General features: G+C 73.7%; 11 protein-coding genes. 3 read left to right on the forward strand and 8 right to left on the reverse strand.

Annotated elements, in window-relative coordinates:
• Nucleotides 1–998 precede the first annotated feature (998 nt).
• The gene (locus ACFO3Q_RS04080) at nt 999–2,513 is read right to left on the reverse strand and encodes an alanine/glycine:cation symporter family protein (protein WP_377003360.1); all 1,515 of its coding nucleotides are present in this window, start codon (nt 2,511–2,513) and stop codon (nt 999–1,001) included.
• 66 nt (nt 2,514–2,579) lie between these two features.
• Between ACFO3Q_RS04080 and ACFO3Q_RS04085 the strand changes: the two genes are divergently transcribed.
• Both ACFO3Q_RS04085 and ACFO3Q_RS04090 read left to right on the forward strand, forming a co-directional pair.
• Nucleotides 2,580–3,236, forward strand: coding sequence for a GNAT family N-acetyltransferase (locus ACFO3Q_RS04085; protein WP_377003361.1), 657 nt, complete (start codon nt 2,580–2,582; stop codon nt 3,234–3,236).
• A complete protein-coding gene (locus ACFO3Q_RS04090) occupies nt 3,233–4,120 on the forward strand; it encodes a carbon-nitrogen hydrolase family protein (protein ID WP_377003362.1) in 888 nt (295 codons plus the stop codon). The genes ACFO3Q_RS04085 and ACFO3Q_RS04090 overlap by 4 nt, the downstream gene beginning before the upstream one ends.
• Nucleotides 4,121–4,678: 558 nt before the next feature.
• Here ACFO3Q_RS04090 and ACFO3Q_RS04095 read toward each other — a convergent pair.
• The 6 genes from ACFO3Q_RS04095 to pdeM form a co-directional block, all read right to left on the reverse strand.
• Nucleotides 4,679–5,218, reverse strand: coding sequence for a phosphatase PAP2 family protein (locus tag ACFO3Q_RS04095; RefSeq protein ID WP_377003363.1), 540 nt, complete (start codon nt 5,216–5,218; stop codon nt 4,679–4,681).
• A complete protein-coding gene (locus tag ACFO3Q_RS04100) occupies nt 5,215–6,372 on the reverse strand; it encodes a glycosyltransferase family 4 protein (RefSeq protein ID WP_377003364.1) in 1,158 nt (385 codons plus the stop codon). Before ACFO3Q_RS04100 ends, ACFO3Q_RS04095 begins: the two co-directional genes overlap by 4 nt.
• A gap of 206 nt (nt 6,373–6,578) precedes the next feature.
• Nucleotides 6,579–10,844: a DEAD/DEAH box helicase gene (locus ACFO3Q_RS04105; protein ID WP_377003365.1), complete on the reverse strand. Its 4,266-nt coding sequence runs from the start codon at nt 10,842–10,844 to the stop codon at nt 6,579–6,581.
• Nucleotides 10,845–10,952: 108 nt separating this feature from the next.
• Nucleotides 10,953–11,294, reverse strand: coding sequence for a tetratricopeptide repeat protein (locus ACFO3Q_RS04110; protein WP_377003366.1), 342 nt, complete (start codon nt 11,292–11,294; stop codon nt 10,953–10,955).
• Entirely contained in the window at nt 11,291–12,253 is a 963-nt protein-coding gene (locus ACFO3Q_RS04115; protein WP_377003367.1) for a 2-hydroxyacid dehydrogenase, read from the reverse strand. The genes ACFO3Q_RS04110 and ACFO3Q_RS04115 overlap by 4 nt, the downstream gene beginning before the upstream one ends.
• A 52-nt stretch (nt 12,254–12,305) precedes the next feature.
• A complete protein-coding gene (pdeM, locus tag ACFO3Q_RS04120; protein ID WP_377003368.1) occupies nt 12,306–12,974 on the reverse strand; it encodes a ligase-associated DNA damage response endonuclease PdeM in 669 nt (222 codons plus the stop codon).
• A 124-nt stretch (nt 12,975–13,098) separates the two neighbouring features.
• Here pdeM and ACFO3Q_RS04125 point away from each other — a divergent pair, with 124 nt between their 5' ends.
• On the forward strand, nt 13,099–13,698 hold the full coding sequence (locus tag ACFO3Q_RS04125) for an exopolysaccharide biosynthesis protein (RefSeq protein ID WP_377003369.1): 600 nt from the start codon (nt 13,099–13,101) through the stop codon (nt 13,696–13,698).
• On the opposite strand, the gene ACFO3Q_RS04130 is transcribed toward ACFO3Q_RS04125, so the two are convergent.
• Complete coding sequence (locus ACFO3Q_RS04130) at nt 13,664–16,159, reverse strand: ligase-associated DNA damage response DEXH box helicase (RefSeq protein ID WP_377003370.1); 2,496 nt, start codon at nt 16,157–16,159, stop codon at nt 13,664–13,666. The genes ACFO3Q_RS04125 and ACFO3Q_RS04130 overlap by 35 nt on opposite strands.
• Between the last annotated feature and the right edge of the window lie 4 nt (nt 16,160–16,163).

The following is a 16,163-nucleotide window of genomic DNA, read 5'->3' on the forward strand; positions in this document are numbered from 1 at the left end:
GCGGGGGAAGGGGCTTTACAGCGAGGAGTGGGGGGGATGAGGAGTGAGGAACGAGAGACAGCACAGCTGCTCGCACTCGTTACTCACTCCTCTGCACTCACTCCTCGACCGCTCTGCCCCCTCCCCCGCGGACAGCGGGGGAGGGCTGGGGAGGGGGCGCTTCTGCTGCAAGAAAGGAGACATGAGGAGTGAGAAACGAGCGGAGATTCGACTGCGCGTCGTCTCCTTCATGCACTCCTCAAGCAGCGCGCTGCGCGCGCTTCACCCCATCCCGGCCTTCCCCCGCAGGCGGGGGAAGGGGCTTTACGGCGAGAAGTGGGGATGAGGAGTAGAGGAACGAGAGACAGCACCGCTGCCCCGCACGCGTTTCTCACTCCTCTGCGCTCATTCCTCGACCGTCAGCTCCCTCCCCCGCGGACAGCGGGGGAGGGTTGGGGAGGGGGCGCTTCTGCTGCGAGAAGTGAGACATGAGGAGTGAGAAACGAGCGGAGATTCGACTGCGCGTCCTCCCCTTCATGCACTCCTCAAGCAGCGCGCTGCGCGCGCTTCACCCCCATCCCGGCCTTCCCCCGCAGGCGGGGGAAGGGGTTTGCAGCGGGGAGTGGGGGATGAGGAGTGAGGAACGAGAGAAAGCACAGTTGCTCGCACTCGCTCCTCACTCCTCACTCCTCACTCCTCTGCGCTCACTCCTCGACCGCTCTGCCCCCTCCCCCGCGAACAGCGGGGGAGGGCTGGGGAGGGGGCGCTTCTGCTGCAAGAAGTGAGAGATGAGGAGTGAGAAACGGGGGGAATTCGACTGCGCGTCGTCCCCTTCATGCACTCCTCAAGCAGCGCGCTGCGCGCGCTTCACCCCCCATCCCAGCCTTCCCCCGCAGGCGGGGGAAGGGGTTTGCAGCGAGAAGTGGGGATGAGGAGTGAGAGAAAGCGCAGCTGCTCGCACTCGTTCCTCACTCCTCTGCGCTCACTCCTCGACCGTCACACTCCTCTCCACTCACTCCTCAGCCACGCGGCGGGGATTCGGCCGCGCTGGCGTCGGCGGGTGCGTCGTCGGCCGGCGGGGGCACCGTCGCCTGGCTCGCGGCGAGCTTCTCGCGCCACAGGTCGGCGTTGCGGATGCCGAGCGCGTCGGGGTCGAACACGGGGTCCAGGCCCGCCTTCTTCTGGGCCTCGTAGTCGCGCAGGGCGCGCAGGGCGGGGCGCTGCAGGATGAGGATGGCGACGATGTTCAGCCAGGCCATCAGGCCCACGCCGATGTCGCCCATGTCCCAGGCGAGCTTGGCGCTGCGCACGCAGCCGTAGGTCACCGCGGCGAGGATCAGCACCCGCAGGGCGAAGGTCATCCACGGGCGGTGGACCTTGCGGTTGATGTAGGCAACGTTGGTCTCCGCCATGTAGTAGTAGGCAAGGATGGTCGTGAACGCGAAGAACAGCAGCGCCAGGGCGACGAAGCCGGCGCCGTAGCCCGGCAGCACCGTCTCGACCGCCGCCTGCGCGTAGCGCGGCCCGACCTCCACGCCCGGGAGGCGCTCGACGATGAAGCCACCGGCCGGTCGCACGACGTTGTACAGCCCGGTCGAGAGGATCAGGAACGCGGTCGCCGAGCACACCAGCAGGGTGTCGACGTAGATCGAGAACGCTTGGACGTAGCCCTGCTTCGCGGGGTGCGAGACCTCGGCCGCCGCCGCGGCGTGCGGACCGGTGCCCTGGCCGGCTTCGTTGGAGTAGATGCCGCGCTTCACGCCCCACTCGACGGCGAGGCCGAGCACCGCGCCGAAGCCCGCCTCCAGGCCGAAGGCGCTGCGCAGCACCAGGGCGATCACCTCCGGCACCTGGTTGATGTTGAGGAACATCACCACCAGCGCGATCAGGATGTAGGCCAGCGCCATGAACGGCACGACCACCTCGGCGAAGCGCGCGATGCGCTTGACGCCGCCGAAGATGATGAAGCCCAGCGCGATCACGATGACGGTGGCGGTGACCGTCGGCGGCACGTTGAAGGCGTTGTTCATGCCCTGGGCGATGCTGTTGGCCTGCACGCCCGGCAGCAGGAAGCCGGTGGCGACGATGGTGGCGATCGCGAAGATCCACGCGTACCACTTCTGGCCCATGGCCTTCTCGATGTAGTACGCCGGGCCGCCGCGGTAGAGGCCCTTGTCGTCCTTCTCCTTGTAGATCTGCGCGAGCGTCGATTCGACGTAGGCGGTGGAGGCGCCGAGGAAGGCCACCATCCACATCCAGAACACCGCGCCCGGCCCGCCGAAGGTGATCGCGGTGGCGACGCCGGCGATGTTGCCGGTGCCCACGCGGCCGGAGAGCGAGATCGCCAAAGCCTGGAAGGGGCTGACGCCGGCGGCCGACTTCTCGCCGGCGAGCATCAGCCGGATCATCTCGCGGAAGCCGCGGACCTGCATGAAGCGGGTGCGGATCGAGAAATACAGGCCGGCACCCAGGCACAGGACGATGAGCGCAGGGCTCCAGATGACGCCGTTGACGGCGCTGACGATGGCTTCCACGCAGGACTCTCCCCGGAACGAACGCCCCAAGAGTGCCCCAAACCGGACGCCCGTCGCACCTGCGGAATGCAGCGGTGTGCCGCTGCACGACCCCGGAGCCCTAGAATCGCGGGGATGAACGAAGCCCTGCGCGTCCTCGTCCTCAGCGGCGAGGGCATCCTCCCGTACCTCGACGACGTCGCCCGCCTGCGCATCGCGGTGTTCGAGGACTTCCCCTATCTCTACGCCGGCGACGCCGACTACGAGGCGCGCTATCTGGCCCGCTACGCGCGTGCGCCGCACAGCCTGTTCGTGCTCGCCTTCGACGGCGAGCGGGTGATCGGCGCCTCCACCGGCATTCCGCTCGCCGACGAGGAGGAGGCGTTCCGGACGCCGTTCCGCGACGCCGGCATCGACCCGGAGCGGGTGTTCTACTTCGGCGAGTCCGTCCTGCTCCACGAGTACCGCGGGCGCGGACTCGGGCACCGCTTCTTCGACGAGCGCGAGGGCTATGCGCGCAGCCTGGGGCGCTTCGACTGGACCGCGTTCTGCTCCGTCGACCGCGCGCCGGACGATCCCCGGCGGCCGCCCGGGCACCGCGACAACGACGCCTTCTGGCGGAAGCGCGGCTACGGGAAGCGCCCGGGCATGCAGGCGACCCTGCGCTGGGCCGAACACGGCGAGATGGAGGAGACGCCCAAGACCCTGACCTTCTGGCTGCGCCGGCTGGAGGACGCGGCATGAAGGTCGCCGTCGCCAAGTACCCCATCGGCCGTCCCCGGGACTTCGAGGCCTTCGCCGAGACCCAGGCGCGCCTGCTCGGCGAGGCCCGAGCCGCCGGCGCGCGCGTCGCCGTGCTGCCCGAGTACCTCTCGCTCGAACTGGCCGCGACCTTCCCGGCCGCGGTGCACGCGGACCTGCATGCCTCGCTGGCGGCCATCCAGCAGCATCGTGCGGCGTGGCTGGCGCTGTATGCGCGGCTGGCCGACGAGCTCGACCTGCACATCAACGCCGGCACCTTCCTGCTCGGCATCGGCGACGGGCGCTATCGCAACCGCAGCGACTGGTTCTTCGCCGGCGGCGGGCACCTGTACCAGGACAAGCTGGCGCTGACCGCGTTCGAGCTGGAGGTGGGCAGCATCGAGCCCGGCGATGCGCTGGGCGTGTTCGAGGTGGACGGCATCCGCACCGGCACCGCGGTCTGCTACGACAGCGAGTTCCCGCTCCCGGTCCGCGCCCAGCGCGAGGCCGGCATGCGCCTGCTGACCGTGCCGAGCTGCACCGACACCGCCGCCGGCGCCACCCGGGTGCGCGTCGGCTGCATGGCCCGCGCGCTTGAGAACCGCTGCTTCGTCGCGCAGTCGGTCACCGCCGGGATCGCCGAGTGGAGCCCGGCGCTGGACGTGAATTCCGGCGAGGCGGCGTTGTTCGCGCCGATGGACCGCGGCCTGCCCGAGGACGGCATCCTCGCCGCCACCCGGGGCGACCAGGTCTGGGCCATCGCCGACCTCGACTTCGAGGCGCTCGAGGCCACCCGTGCCGAGGCCCAGGTCGCGGTCGACCGCGACTGGCCGGCCCAGCTCCGCCCGGCGATCGGGGCGGCGAAGGTGTTGTCGAGAGGCGAGTGAGGCCTGGTCGAGGAGAGAGTGGAGAGGAGTGAGAAGCGAGTGCGGGGCAGCGGCGCTGTCTCTCGTTCCTCACTCCTCATCCCCACTTCTCGCCGTACAGCCCCTTCCCCCGCCTGCGGGGGAAGGCCGGGATGGGGGTGAAGCGCGCGCAGCGCGCTGCTTGAGGAGTGCATCAAGGGGAGGACGCGCAGTCGAATCTCCGCTCGTTTCTCACTCCTCATGTCTCACTTCTCGCAGCAGAAGCGCCCCCACCCCAACCCTCCCCCGCTGTCCGCGGGGGAGGGGGCTGATGGTCGAGGAGTGCGTGGAGGAGGAGTGAGGAACGCGTGCGAGCAGCCGTGCTTTTTCTCGTTCCTCACTCCTCGTTCCCCACTTCTCGCTGCAAAGCCCCTTCCCCCGCCTGCGGGGGAAGGCCGGGATGGGGGTGAAGCGCGCGCAGCGCGCTGCTTGAGGAGTGCATGAAGGGGCGACGCGCAGTCGAATCTCCCCTCTCGTTCCTCACTCCTCAGGTCTCACTTCTCACCACCGGGATGAGCGCGCGCAGCGCGCTTGTCGCGGTCAGACCACCAGCGCGCCCGCCACCCAGAGCGAGGCGGAGGCCAGGGTGGCGCCGATGGCGGTCGCGGCGAGGACGTCGCTGGGATAGTGCAGCCCCAGCACCACGCGGGACGCGGCGACGGCCGCGGTGAAGGGCAGCAGCAGCGGCGCGAGCATCGGGTAGTGCGCGAGCGCGACGATGGTGAAGGCCACCGCGTGCAGGGTGTGGCCGGACGGGAAGCTGAACTCGTCCAGCGCCGGCACGAGCGCGCGGATGCGGCCGTCGGCGGCGTAGGGACGCGGGCGGCGGGTCCAGCGCTTGAGGCGGCGGTAGAGGAACAGCGCCAGCGCGCCGGTGGCGGCCATGTGCAGGGAGGCGCGCAGCCCGTCCAGCCCGTCGAACGCAACGATGGCCAGCATCAGCGTGTACCAGAACACGCCGTCGCCCAGCCGGCTCACGATGGAGAAGCCGCGGCCCACCTCCGGGCGCAGCGCCCAGCGGTTGGCGTACACGCACCAGGCGTGTTCGACCTCCCGCAGGCCGCGGCGCTGGGCGTTCATCGCGGCACCTCGATGCCCTGCAGGTCGGCCTGCGGGGGATGCGTGCGGAGATCGGCGAGGATCTGTGCGAAGCGCGCCGAGACCGCCCGGGGTTCGAGTTCGGCCACCGCCTGGCGGCCGGCGGCGGCGAGGCGGGCCCGCAGTGCGGGCTCGGTGCCGAGCATGCAGGCGGCGCGGACGAAGTCGATCTCGTCGCCGAGCGCGATGGTGCGGCCGCTGATGCCGTTGCGGATGTGCTCGCGCGCCGCGCCGTAGTCGAAGGCGACCGTGGCCACGCCGCTGGCCATGGCTTCCAGGGTCACGTTGCCGAAGGTCTCGGTCGTGCTCGGGAAGAGGAACACGTCGCCGCTGGCGAAATGCCTGGCCAGCGCCATGTCGCGCTGGATGCCGCAGAACACGAAGTCGGGATTGGCGCGCTCCAGCGCCGCGCGCGCCGGGCCGTCGCCGACCAGCACGAAGCGGGCGTCCGGGCGGTCCTCCTGCAGGGCGCGGAAGGCGCGCACCGCGAGTTGAAGGTTCTTCTCCGCGGCGATGCGGCCGACGTGGATGACGACCGGCGTGTCCGGCGCGGCGCCCCAGGCCGCGCGCAGGGCCGGGTCGCGGTGCGCCGGGTCGAAGCGCCGCGTGTCCACCGCGCGCGCCAGCCGCAGCACGGTGCGGAAGCCGCGTCCGGTGAGTTCCTCGACGAGGGCGCGCGTGGGCACCAGGGTGGCGCCGGCACGGTTGTGGACGTGGCGCAGCCAGCGCCGCGCCAGGGGCGCCAGCGCGCCGATGCCGTAGTCCGCCAGGTAGTCGTCGAAGCGGGTGTGGTAGCCGGTCGTGGCCGGAATCCCGAGCCGGCGTGCGGCGGCGACCGCGGAGGCGCCGAGCGGGCCCTCGGTGGCGACGTAGATGGCGTCGGGGCGGTCCGTCCCCCAATGGCGGACCAGGCGGCGCGTTGCCGGGAGTCCCATGTGCAGGCCCGGGTAGCGCGGCAGGCCCATGCCCGGGACGAGCAGTTCGTCCTGCCGGGGCGCCTGGCGGTCGCCCCGGCGCGGCCGAACGATGGCGACGCGATGGCCGAGTTCCGACAGGCCCTCCTCGAGGCTGCGTACCGTCAGCGCCACCCCGTTGATCTCGGGCGGGTAGGTCTCGGTGACGATCGCGACGTACATGGCGTCTCCTCCGGTTTGACGCAGCCTGCGCCGCGGAGGTGGCAGTCCGGCGACGCCGGTATGACGGCCGAATGACCGTTGCAGGGGCGTCACGTCTCGCGGAGAGGAGATGCGCGCGCACGGGGAGGGGCGTCGGTACGTGCCGCTGGGGGCACGCGCGTTGCGTCACGCCCCCGGTCCGTCCCGCAACCGCCCCGGAGCGCGCTCTAGTGCGCGGGTTCGGTGGAGGTGGCGGAAACCGAACCCGGTTCCCAGGACGCGACCGCGGGCGCGGCGTCGTCGAGGCGCACCGTCTCCCCGGCGATCCTCGCGGCCACGGGGACGCCGTCCTGCCACGCGACGCGGTTGCCGAGCACGGCCGGCACGCGCGGGCCCGGCAGCAGGATGCCGGCGAGGTTGAGCGGGTCGCTGGCGGCGACCACCAGGATCCGCCCGTCGTGCGGGCGCCGGCGCACGCTGCGCAGCAGACCGACGGCCTCGGGAAGGGCGAACTGTTCGCCGACCAGGCCGTCCACGAAACGCCCGCCGCGGATCTCGCCGCGCGCCTCCAGGCGCTGGTAGACCCGCAGCAGGCTGCGCCAGGGCGGCAGCCATGCCGCCTCGCGCGCCAGCAGGCGCCAGCACACCACGCCGTAGCGGCGCAGCAATACCCGCGCGACGTGTTCCACCGTGTCGTCGTCGCTGCTCCCGCCGCGCGCCAGGGGCGCCCAGCGGCCGGCATCGGCCAGGCCGAACAGCGAGGCACGACGGCCCCGGCGGGCCGCCCCGGCGCGCCGCGACGGCGGCACCAGCAGGGCGCGCAGGCCGTTGAAGCCGTCGGCGGTGATGCGCCCGGAAGCCACCAGTTCGGCCAGGGCGTCCTCCAGTTCCACCCGCAGCAGCCGGCTGCGGTCGCCGATGTCGTCGAGGAAGGAGGCCCCGTGGCGCTGGAGATCGTCGAGCACCCGCTGCGCGCGCGACGACAGCGCCTCGCGCGCCTCGCCGGCAGCGGTGTCGGCGAGGCCGATCCAGCGGGCGAGCATGCGCCGCGGCAGCAGGGCCAGCGGCGAGCCCTTCAGCGATGCCGGCGCGCCCATGCCCGGCGCCAGCCGCGTCCAGGCGACGCGTCCGGCGCTGCACTGCGCGTCGAGCCAGCCGATCTCGTAGCCCTGCAGCCGGGCGGGCAGCAGTTCTCCCTCCCAGGCCGCCGCCGGCGCCTCGAAGCCTTCGAGCTGGGCGAGCACGCCCGGCAGCGCATCCGGCCCGGCGGCGCGGGCCCCGGGCGCGAGCCGCTGCCAGTCGAACAGGAAGCGCATGAAGTCGCGCACCGCCACCGGCTCGACCTCGCGACGCAGGCGCCCGACGGTGTAGCGGTGGATGCGCGCGAGCAGGTGGCGCTCGCACCATTCCTCCTCCGCGGCGTCGGGCGAGTAGCGCCCGCGCAGCACGAAGCCCTCGGACTGCAGGGCGAGGAGGGCGAGCAGGGCGTCGTCGACGTCCACCCCGAGCGTCTCCGCCAGCGGCGCGAGCGGCGTCGGGCCCAGCCCGGTGAGGCGGGCGCGCAGCAGCTCGACCAGGGCGCGCTCGCGCGTCCAGGTCTCGCGTGCGTAGTCCTCCGGGACCCTCGGCACGGGTTCGACGGGTGCCTCCGGGTGCACCGCCGCGAGCGCCGGCAGGCGCTCGACCGCGACCCACAGCGCGTTGCCGGCCGCGGGCAGCAGGCGGGCGGCGCGCCCTTCGGTCGCGAGGGTGGCGAGATGCGCGTCCCAGCCGTGCGCGGTGGCTTCGGCCGCGGCGACGCAGCCCAGGCCCACCAGCGCCTCGTGCACTTCGTCGCGGTCGCGCGGGTCGGGCCAGGCCTCGGCGCGCACCGCGGCGATGGCCGTCGCATCCAGCGCGCCGAAATCGCCCACGGTGTCCGCGTCGCCGAAGCGGCGCTCGCTCACGGCCTGGGTGCGGCGCTCCTCCAGCGGCGCATCGTCGAGGAAGGCGTAGGGGCGGGCGCCGAGCACTTCCGCCGCCAGCGGCGAAGGCTGGGTCAGATCGCGGGCGACGATGCGCGCCTCGCCGCTCTCCAGCCGGCGGAGCAGCGCTTCGAGCCGGTCGATGTCCATGGCCTCGGTGAGGCAGTCGCGCACCGTCTGCGCGACCAGCGGATGGTCGGGCACCTCGCGCTCGCCGACGATGTTCTCCTGGCAGGCGACCTGGTCGGGGAACACGGTGGCCAGCAGGTCCTCGGACTTCATCCGCTGCAGTTGCGGGGCCACCCGGGCGCCGCCGGCGAAGCGCGGCAGGGCGAGGGCGGTGGTCGCGTTCCAGCGCCAGCGGGTGGCGAACATGGGCGCATCGAGCATGGCCTGCACCAGCACCTCGCGCACCGAGCCGGAGTGCAGGTAGCGCGCCACGTCGCCCAGCTCGAAGCTGTGGCTGGTCGAGAGCGAGAGCACGATGGCGTCCTCGGTCGCGGCCGCCTGCAGCTCGAAGTTGAAGCTGCGACAGAAGCGCTTGCGCAGGGCGAGGCCCCAGGCGCGGTTCATGCGGCTGCCCCAGGGCGAATGGATGACCAGCTGCATGCCGCCGGAGGCGTCGAAGAAGCGCTCCATCGCCAGCGTCTCCTGCGTGGGCAGCAGGCCGAGCGCGGCGCGTGCGCGCAGCAGGTAGTCCACGAGCTGCTCCGCGGCCGCGCCGCCGATGCCGACCTCGCGTTCCAGCCAGGCGCGGGCGGCGATCGTGCCGCCGGCGTCCAGGCGCGCGGCGACCTCGGCGCGCAGCCGCGACACCGCGTGCGACAGCGCGTCGCTGCGTCCGGGCGCCTCGCCGATCCAGAACGGGATGCTCGGCGGCTGTCCCTGTGCGTCCTCCACCCGCACCCGGCCGCGCTCGATGCGCAGGATGCGGTAGGAGCGGTTGCCGAGCTGGAACACGTCCCCTGCCAGCGATTCGACCGCGAAGTCCTCGTTGACGCTGCCGATGCGCTGCGCGGCCGGCTCCAGCACCACGTCGTAGTCGGCGGTGTCGGGGATCGCCCCGCCCGAGGTGACGACGGTGGTGCGCGCGTTGCGGCGCGGGCGCAGCACGCGGTTGACGGCATCGCGGTGCAGGTAGGCCGCGCGCGGCCCGCGGCGGGTGGCGAAGCCCTCGGCGAGCATGCGCACCACGGCGTCGAAGTCCTCGCGCGACAGCGCCCGGAACGGCCACGCCCGCGTCGCGAGGGCGTACAGCCCGTCCTCGTCGCGCTCGCCCGCGGAGACCTCGGCCACGATCTGCTGCGCCAGCACGTCCAGCGGCGCCTCGGGGACGACCAGGGTGTCCAGCTCCCCGCGGCGTACCGCGTCCAGCAGCGCCGCGCACTCGACGAGGTCGTCGCGCGAGGTCGGGAACAGCCGCGCCTTGGGCGTGCCGCCGACGGCATGGCCGGCGCGCCCCGCGCGCTGCAGGAAGGCGTTGATCGCGCGTGGCGAGCCGATCTGGCAGACCAGGTCCACGTCGCCGATGTCGATGCCCAGTTCGAGCGAGGCGGTGGCGACCAGCGCCTTGAGTTCGCCGCGCTTGAGCCGCTGTTCGGCGTCGAGCCGGTGCTCGCGCGCCATGCTGCCGTGGTGGGCGGCCACCGCCTCGCGGCCCAGCGCATCGGACAGGTGGCGGGTCAGGCGCTCGGCCATGCGCCGCGTGTTGACGAACACCAGGGTGCTGCGGTGCGCCTGGATCAGCGTGGCGAGGCGCGCGTGCACCTCGCTCCAGGCGTCGCCGGACATGACCGGCGCGAGCGGCGTGCCGGCGACCTCGAGCCCCAGGTCGCGGGCGCGCGCGTGCCCGGCGTCGACGAGGGTGCAAGCCTCGCCGCGCCCGGTGCCGCAGAGGAAGCGGGCCACGGTCGCGATCGGTCGCTGCGTCGCGGACAGGCCGACGCGGGTCGGCCTGCGCCCGCAGAGGGCGTCGAGGCGCTCCAGCGTCAGTGCGAGGTGGGCGCCGCGCTTGCTGCCGGCGACCGCGTGGATCTCGTCCACGATGACCTCGCGCGTGGCCGCGAGCATCTTCCGGCCTGATTCCGAGCCCAGCAGGATGTAGAGCGACTCCGGCGTGGTGACCAGGATGTGCGGCGGGCGCCGGCGCATGGCGTCGCGCTCGCGCTGCGGCGTGTCGCCGGTGCGCACGGCGGTGCGGATGCCGGGGTCGCGGTCGAGCCGCGCGGCGATTCCGGCGAGGGGCGCGGTCAGGTTGAGGTTGACGTCGTTCGACAGCGCCTTGAGCGGCGAGACGTAGACCACCCGCGTCTCGTCCGGCAGGCCGTCCCCGGCGTCGGCCTCGCGGACGAGGGCGTCGATGGCGGCCAGGAAGGCGGCGAGGGTCTTGCCCGAGCCGGTCGGCGCCACGATCAGCGTGTCGCGCCCCTCGGCGATGGCCGGCCACGCGCCCGCCTGGGCCGGGGTCGGCGCAGGGAAGGTCGCGTCGAACCAGCCGGCGACCGCGGGATGGAAGCGGAACCCGGGCATGCCGACAGGATGCGGGCGCGCGCCGCGCAATCAACGCCGCGGCGACGACCGGGTCAGCGGGGGTTGCGCTGCGCCTTCACGCGGACGGCGCGGCCCGTGCAGTGCGGCTCACGCCTCCGGCGGCGTCCTGTCCAGCCGCCGCAGGCGGACCGCCAGCTCCTTCTCCAGCTGCTTGTCGCCGCGCTGCCGCGCCGCCTCCAGGCCCTCGGCGAAGGCCGTGCGCGCGGCCGCGGCGTCGCCGGATTCCAGCGCGAGCAGGCCCAGCAGGCGGTGCGCGGCTGCGTAGGCCGGGTCGCGCGCCACCGCCGTGCGCAGGTGGGCCATGGCCTCGTCCCGCCGGTCGCGCTGCTGCAGCGCCAGGGCGATGCTCATGTGCAGCAGGGGCGTTTCGCGGGGCGTGCCGAGCAGGCGCAGCAGGGGCTCCAGCGGAAGCGGGCCGGAGGCGTTCATGCGACCACCCGGACCGGCCTGCCGGCGCGCCAGGCGCGCAGGTTCTCGACGGTCTGGTTGAGCAGGCGCTGCCGGGCCTGGCGGCTGGCCCAGGCGTTGTGCGGGGTGACCACGAGATTGGGGATGTCGTCGGCGAGCAGGACGTTGCCGCGGCGCGGCGGCTCCTCGGTCAGCACGTCCACGCCCGCGCCGGCGATGGCGCCGCGGCGCAGGGCGTCGGCCAGCGCCGCCTCGTCGACGAGCCCGCCGCGGCCGGTGTTGACGAGGAAGGCGCCCGGCTTCATGCGCGCAAGCGCGTCGGCGTCGATGAGGTTGCGGGTGGCCTCGGTCAGCGGGCAGTGCAGGCTCACCACGTCGGCCTCGGCCAGCAGCGTCTCGAAGGGAACGTAGCCGGGCCGGTCCGGACGGCCGGGGATGCGGCCGATCCGCACGCGCATGCCGAAGGCCTCCGCCAGACGGCCCACCGCCTGCCCGAGTTCACCGTGGCCGAGGATGCCGAGCGTGCGGCCGGCCAGCTCCTCCACGGGGTGGTGCATCAGGCAGAACTGCGGCGCACGCTGCCACGCGCCGGCGCGGACGTCGCGCTGGTAGTCGAGGAAGCGCGTGTGCAGGGCCAGGATCAGCATCATCGTGTGCTGGGCGACGGCGGTGGTGCCGTAGCCGCGCCCGTTGCAGACGGTCACGCCGTGCCGCCGCGCGGCGTCGAGGTCCACGTTGTTGGTGCCGGTCGCCACCACCAGCACCAGGCGCAGCGCGGGGCAGGCGGCGAAGGTCTCCGCGGCGATCGGCACCTTGTTGCTCAGGACGACCTCGGCGCCGGCGAGGCGCCCGGCGACCGCCTCGGGCGCGGTCGCGTCGTGCAGGACGAGGTCGCCCGCGGCGGCGTGCAGTCCGGCGAGGTCGAGGTCGCCGAGATCGAGGGAGGCGCGGTCGAGGAAGACGGTGGTGGTGGTGGGCATGCGTGTCCGGACGGTGGATCGGCCTCCAGTGTGGCGCGGCCTGCCGCGGAGGTCATGTCGGGCCCGAGGCGGGCTGCAGCGGGACCACGTCGTCCCCGGCGCAGGCCCACACCCGGTCGCCGTGGGCGCGCGCGAATTCGGCGCCGCCGGTGAAGGCGGAGAAGGCGGGCAGGGTGAGCACGTCGTCCTCGGCTGCGTGCCAGAAGGCCGGAAAGCGGCTCCGCGGGCCCACCCCCTGCACGCGCACCACCGGGTGCAGGTGCCCGGCGACGACCGTGCCGGCCGCATCCGGCGCCGGCACGTGGCGGAACACCAGCCCGTCCTCGACATGGCGGGCGCCGAGCAGGCGGATGTCCAGCCCGGCGCCGGCGAGCGCGCGGTCGTGGTTGCCGGGCACCGCGGCCACGTCCAGCGCGGCGTGCGCCTCGCGCCAGGCCCGCCACTCGGCCCGCCAGGCGGCGTCGTGCGCCGCGCCGTGCAGCACGTCGCCGACGATCGTCAGCCGCCGCGCCGCGTGGCGCGCGACGAGGTCCTGCAGGCGCGCGAGGTCGTCGCGGGTGCCGCCGCGGGGCAGCGCGATGCCGCCGCGGCGGAGGGCGTCGCCCTTGCCCAGGTGCAGGTCGGCCACGACCAGCATCGCGAGCCCCGGCAGCAGCAGGGCGCGTCCGGGCAGCAGGACGGCGGGGTGGCCGGCGAGGTCGAGCCGGGGCAGAGCGGGCATGCCTGCGAGGTGGGGGCGCGGTGCCCCGATTGCCACCGACGGCCGTCACATTCCCGACCGCCTGCGCTGGCTACGCTGCCGCTCCGCGGCCCGCCGCCGGCCCCTTTTCCGCACCCCTTTCCGAATGAACGACGAGCGCGAACCGACCGACCTGCAGGGCATGCTGCACAAGCTCAGCACGGCCGCGGACCACTCCGACGACAAGGGCGTGAGCCTGGAGCACATGCTCGAGGCCGTGGGCACGCGTTCCTTCGGGCCGGTGCTGCTGCTGCCGGGCCTGATCGCGCTCTCGCCGCTGAGCGGCATCCCCGGCGTGCCGAGCGCCATGGCCATCCTGATCTTCCTGGCCTCGGGACAACTGCTGATCGGGCGCAAGCGGTTCTGGATGCCGAAGTTCCTGCTCCGGCGGCACATCGGCCGCCGGCGCTTCGAGCAGGCGATGCGCTTCATGGAGACGCCCGCGCGCTGGATCGACAAGCCGCTGCACCGCCGGCTGACCTTCCTGACCAGGGGGCCCGGGCTGTACGCCGTGGCCCTGTGCTGCATGGTGATCGCGATAACGATGCCGCCCATGGAGCTGATGCCCTTCGCGGCGACCGCGGCGGGCTTCTCGGTCACGCTGTTCGCGCTGTCGCTGATCGCGCGCGACGGGCTGATCGCGCTGCTGGGCTTCCTCGGCACCGCCGCGCTCAGCGTGGTCGTGATCCGCTTCCTCTTCTTCTAGGCCGCGCCTCCTCCCGCGCCCAGCGCGCCTCCAGCCGGGCCGCGGCCCGTGCCATGCGGGTGCGCCAGTCCTCGTTGCTGAGGTTGCCGCGCATGCGCTCGGCCCACAGCGGGAAGCCGAGCGGGGAGAGGCCACGCGGCGTGCGCAGCAGCCAGCGGCGTGCACGCAGGTCGGCCAGCGTGGCGTGCAGGCGGGGGAGGTCGAGCTGCGCCTCGTACACCTCGCGCTCGGCCTGGGCGAGGAGGACGTGGCCGGGATCGTGACGGCGCAGCACGTCGAAGATCAGTCCCGCCGAGGCCTGCAGCGTGCGCAGACCGGGCGGTGCGCGTCCCGGCAGCGACGGCGGCAGCAGCCCCGCCACCCGCGCGATCTCGCGGAAGCGACGGCGCGCGAGTTCTCCGAGGTCCAGGCTGGCCCGCAGGTCCTCCAGCAGCCCGTCGGGCGAAAGCAGCGCGGCCAGCACGGTCTCGTCCACGGGCATCGGGCGCGCCAGGGCCAGCACCAGGCCGTAGTCGTTCACCGCGAAGCCGATGGTGTTGGGCGCCAGGCGCGACCAGCGGGTGGCGAGCAGCGCGGCCAAGCCCTCGTGCACGTCGCGCCCGGCGAAGGGATAGAGGAACAGCTGCCGTTCCCCGCGCACCACCAGGCTCTCGACCAGGAGGTCGTCGGTGCCGGGCAGGGCGGAGATGCGGGCCTGGAGGTCGAGCAGGGAGCGCACGGCGCGCACTTCCGGCGCGTCCGCCTCGCCGCCGGCGACGACGTGCCGCAGTTCCGCGCCGAGCTCGGACGACAGCGGCATGCGTGCGCCCATCCAGCGGACGGCGGCGCCGCGCGCGCCCTCGACGCGGCGCACGTAGGCGGTCATGTCCTTGAGCCGCACGAACTCGAGCGTGCGCCCGGCGAAGGCGAAGCGCGCGCCCGGCCGCAGGCGCGCGACGAAGGCCTCCTCGACAGCACCCAGCGCACCGCCGCGGAGGTAGCGCACCTGCACGCTGCCGTCGCCGACGATGGTGCCGATCGACAGCCGGTGCCGCAGCGCCTGACGGCGGTCGGTCATCACGTAGCGGCCGTCGTCGCCCCGACGCACGCGCGCGAACTCCGGATAGCTCGACAGCGCCGCGCCGCCCTGCACCAGGAAGTCCAGCACCGCGTCCCAGTGCTCGCGCCGCAGGTCGGCGAAGGCGTGCGTGCCGCGCACTTCGGCCCAGGCCGCCTCGGCGTCGAAGCCGCCGCCGAGCGCGAGGGTCGCCAGGTGCTGGGCGAGCACGTCCAGCGACAGCCGCAGCGGCGGCCGCGCCTCGATGCGCCCGGTCGCCAGCGCGTGTCGCGCCGCCGCGAATTCGAGGAGTTCCAGCAGGTGCGTCGGCACGCAGACGATGCGCCCGGCCTCGCCGGGGCGGTGGCCCGCGCGGCCGGCGCGCTGCAGCAGGCGGGCGATGCCGCGCGGGCTGCCCACCTGCAGCACCTGGTCGACGTCGGGGAAGTCCACGCCGAGATCGAGGCTGGAGGTCGCCACCACGCAGCGCAGGCGCCCGGCGCGCAGGGCGTCCTCGATCGCGTGGCGCAGGCCGGTGTCGAGGGAGCCGTGGTGCAGGGCGAGGGTCTCCGGCGCCTCCGGCCACACCGCGGCCAGCGCCTGGTGCCACAGCTCGGCCTGCGAGCGGGTGTTGGTGAACAGCAGGCTGGTGCGGACCGCGAGCAGGCGTTGGAGGACCTGGGGCAACTGCTTCAGGCCGAGGTGGCCCGCCCAGGGAAAACGCGCGTCCTGCGGCGGCAGCAGGGTCTCGATGGCCGTTTCGCGCGGTGCGACCGCATGCACCAGCGGCGCGTCGGGCGCATGCGGCAGCAGCGCCCGGCGCGCCTCGTCCAGGTTGCCGAGCGTGGCCGACAGGCCCCAGATGCGCAGGTCCGGCGCGAGCGCGCGCAGGCGGGCCAGCGCCAGCTCCAGCAGCACGCCGCGCTTGGTCGCCATCAGCGCGTGCCACTCGTCGACCACGACCGCTTCCAGTCCGGCGAGCATCGGCGCGGCATCGGCATGGGACAGCAGCAGCGAGAGGCTCTCCGGCGTCGTCACCAGTGCGTCGAAGCGGCTCTCGCGTGCGCGCCTGCGCTCGCGGGTCGAGGCGTCGCCGGTGCGGATGCCGATCTCCCAGTCCAGGCCGAGCGGGCGCAGGGGTGCGCGCAGGGCATGTGCGGTGTCCTGCGCCAGCGCCTTGAGCGGCGTGATCCACAGGGCGCGGAGCCGGCGCGGGCCGCGGCGGCGCGGCGGTGGCGGTGCGGCGAGCGCGGAGAGCAGGGGACCGCCCCAGACCGCGAGGGTCTTGCCGCTGCCGGTCGGCGCGTGCAGGAGACCGTCGCGCCCGGCGAGGTAGTGCCCCCAGGTCTCGCGCTGGAAGGGCGCGGGCGTCCAGCCGCGCGCGGCGAACCAGGCGTCGAGGCGGCCCGCCGGCTCGCCGCCCAGCGGC

Origin of the sequence: Coralloluteibacterium thermophilum (assembly GCF_042654365.1) — a bacterium.
Classification (GTDB): Bacteria; Pseudomonadota; Gammaproteobacteria; order Xanthomonadales; family Xanthomonadaceae; genus Coralloluteibacterium; species Coralloluteibacterium thermophilum.

What these genes read in the sequence shown, in the direction of transcription:
- ACFO3Q_RS04105 (WP_377003365.1), bottom strand. Translation starts at nt 10,844, where the DNA reads ATGCCCGGGTTCCGCTTCCATCCCGCGGTCGCCGGCTGGTTCGACGCG.
- ACFO3Q_RS04115 (WP_377003367.1), bottom strand. Translation starts at nt 12,253, where the DNA reads ATGCCCACCACCACCACCGTCTTCCTCGACCGCGCCTCCCTCGATCTC.
- ACFO3Q_RS04090 (WP_377003362.1), top strand. Translation starts at nt 3,233, where the DNA reads ATGAAGGTCGCCGTCGCCAAGTACCCCATCGGCCGTCCCCGGGACTTC.
- ACFO3Q_RS04095 (WP_377003363.1), bottom strand. Translation starts at nt 5,218, where the DNA reads ATGAACGCCCAGCGCCGCGGCCTGCGGGAGGTCGAACACGCCTGGTGC.
- pdeM (WP_377003368.1), bottom strand. Translation starts at nt 12,974, where the DNA reads ATGCCCGCTCTGCCCCGGCTCGACCTCGCCGGCCACCCCGCCGTCCTG.
- ACFO3Q_RS04085 (WP_377003361.1), top strand. Translation starts at nt 2,580, where the DNA reads ATGCAGCGGTGTGCCGCTGCACGACCCCGGAGCCCTAGAATCGCGGGG.
- ACFO3Q_RS04125 (WP_377003369.1), top strand. Translation starts at nt 13,099, where the DNA reads ATGAACGACGAGCGCGAACCGACCGACCTGCAGGGCATGCTGCACAAG.
- ACFO3Q_RS04100 (WP_377003364.1), bottom strand. Translation starts at nt 6,372, where the DNA reads ATGTACGTCGCGATCGTCACCGAGACCTACCCGCCCGAGATCAACGGG.
- ACFO3Q_RS04110 (WP_377003366.1), bottom strand. Translation starts at nt 11,294, where the DNA reads ATGAACGCCTCCGGCCCGCTTCCGCTGGAGCCCCTGCTGCGCCTGCTC.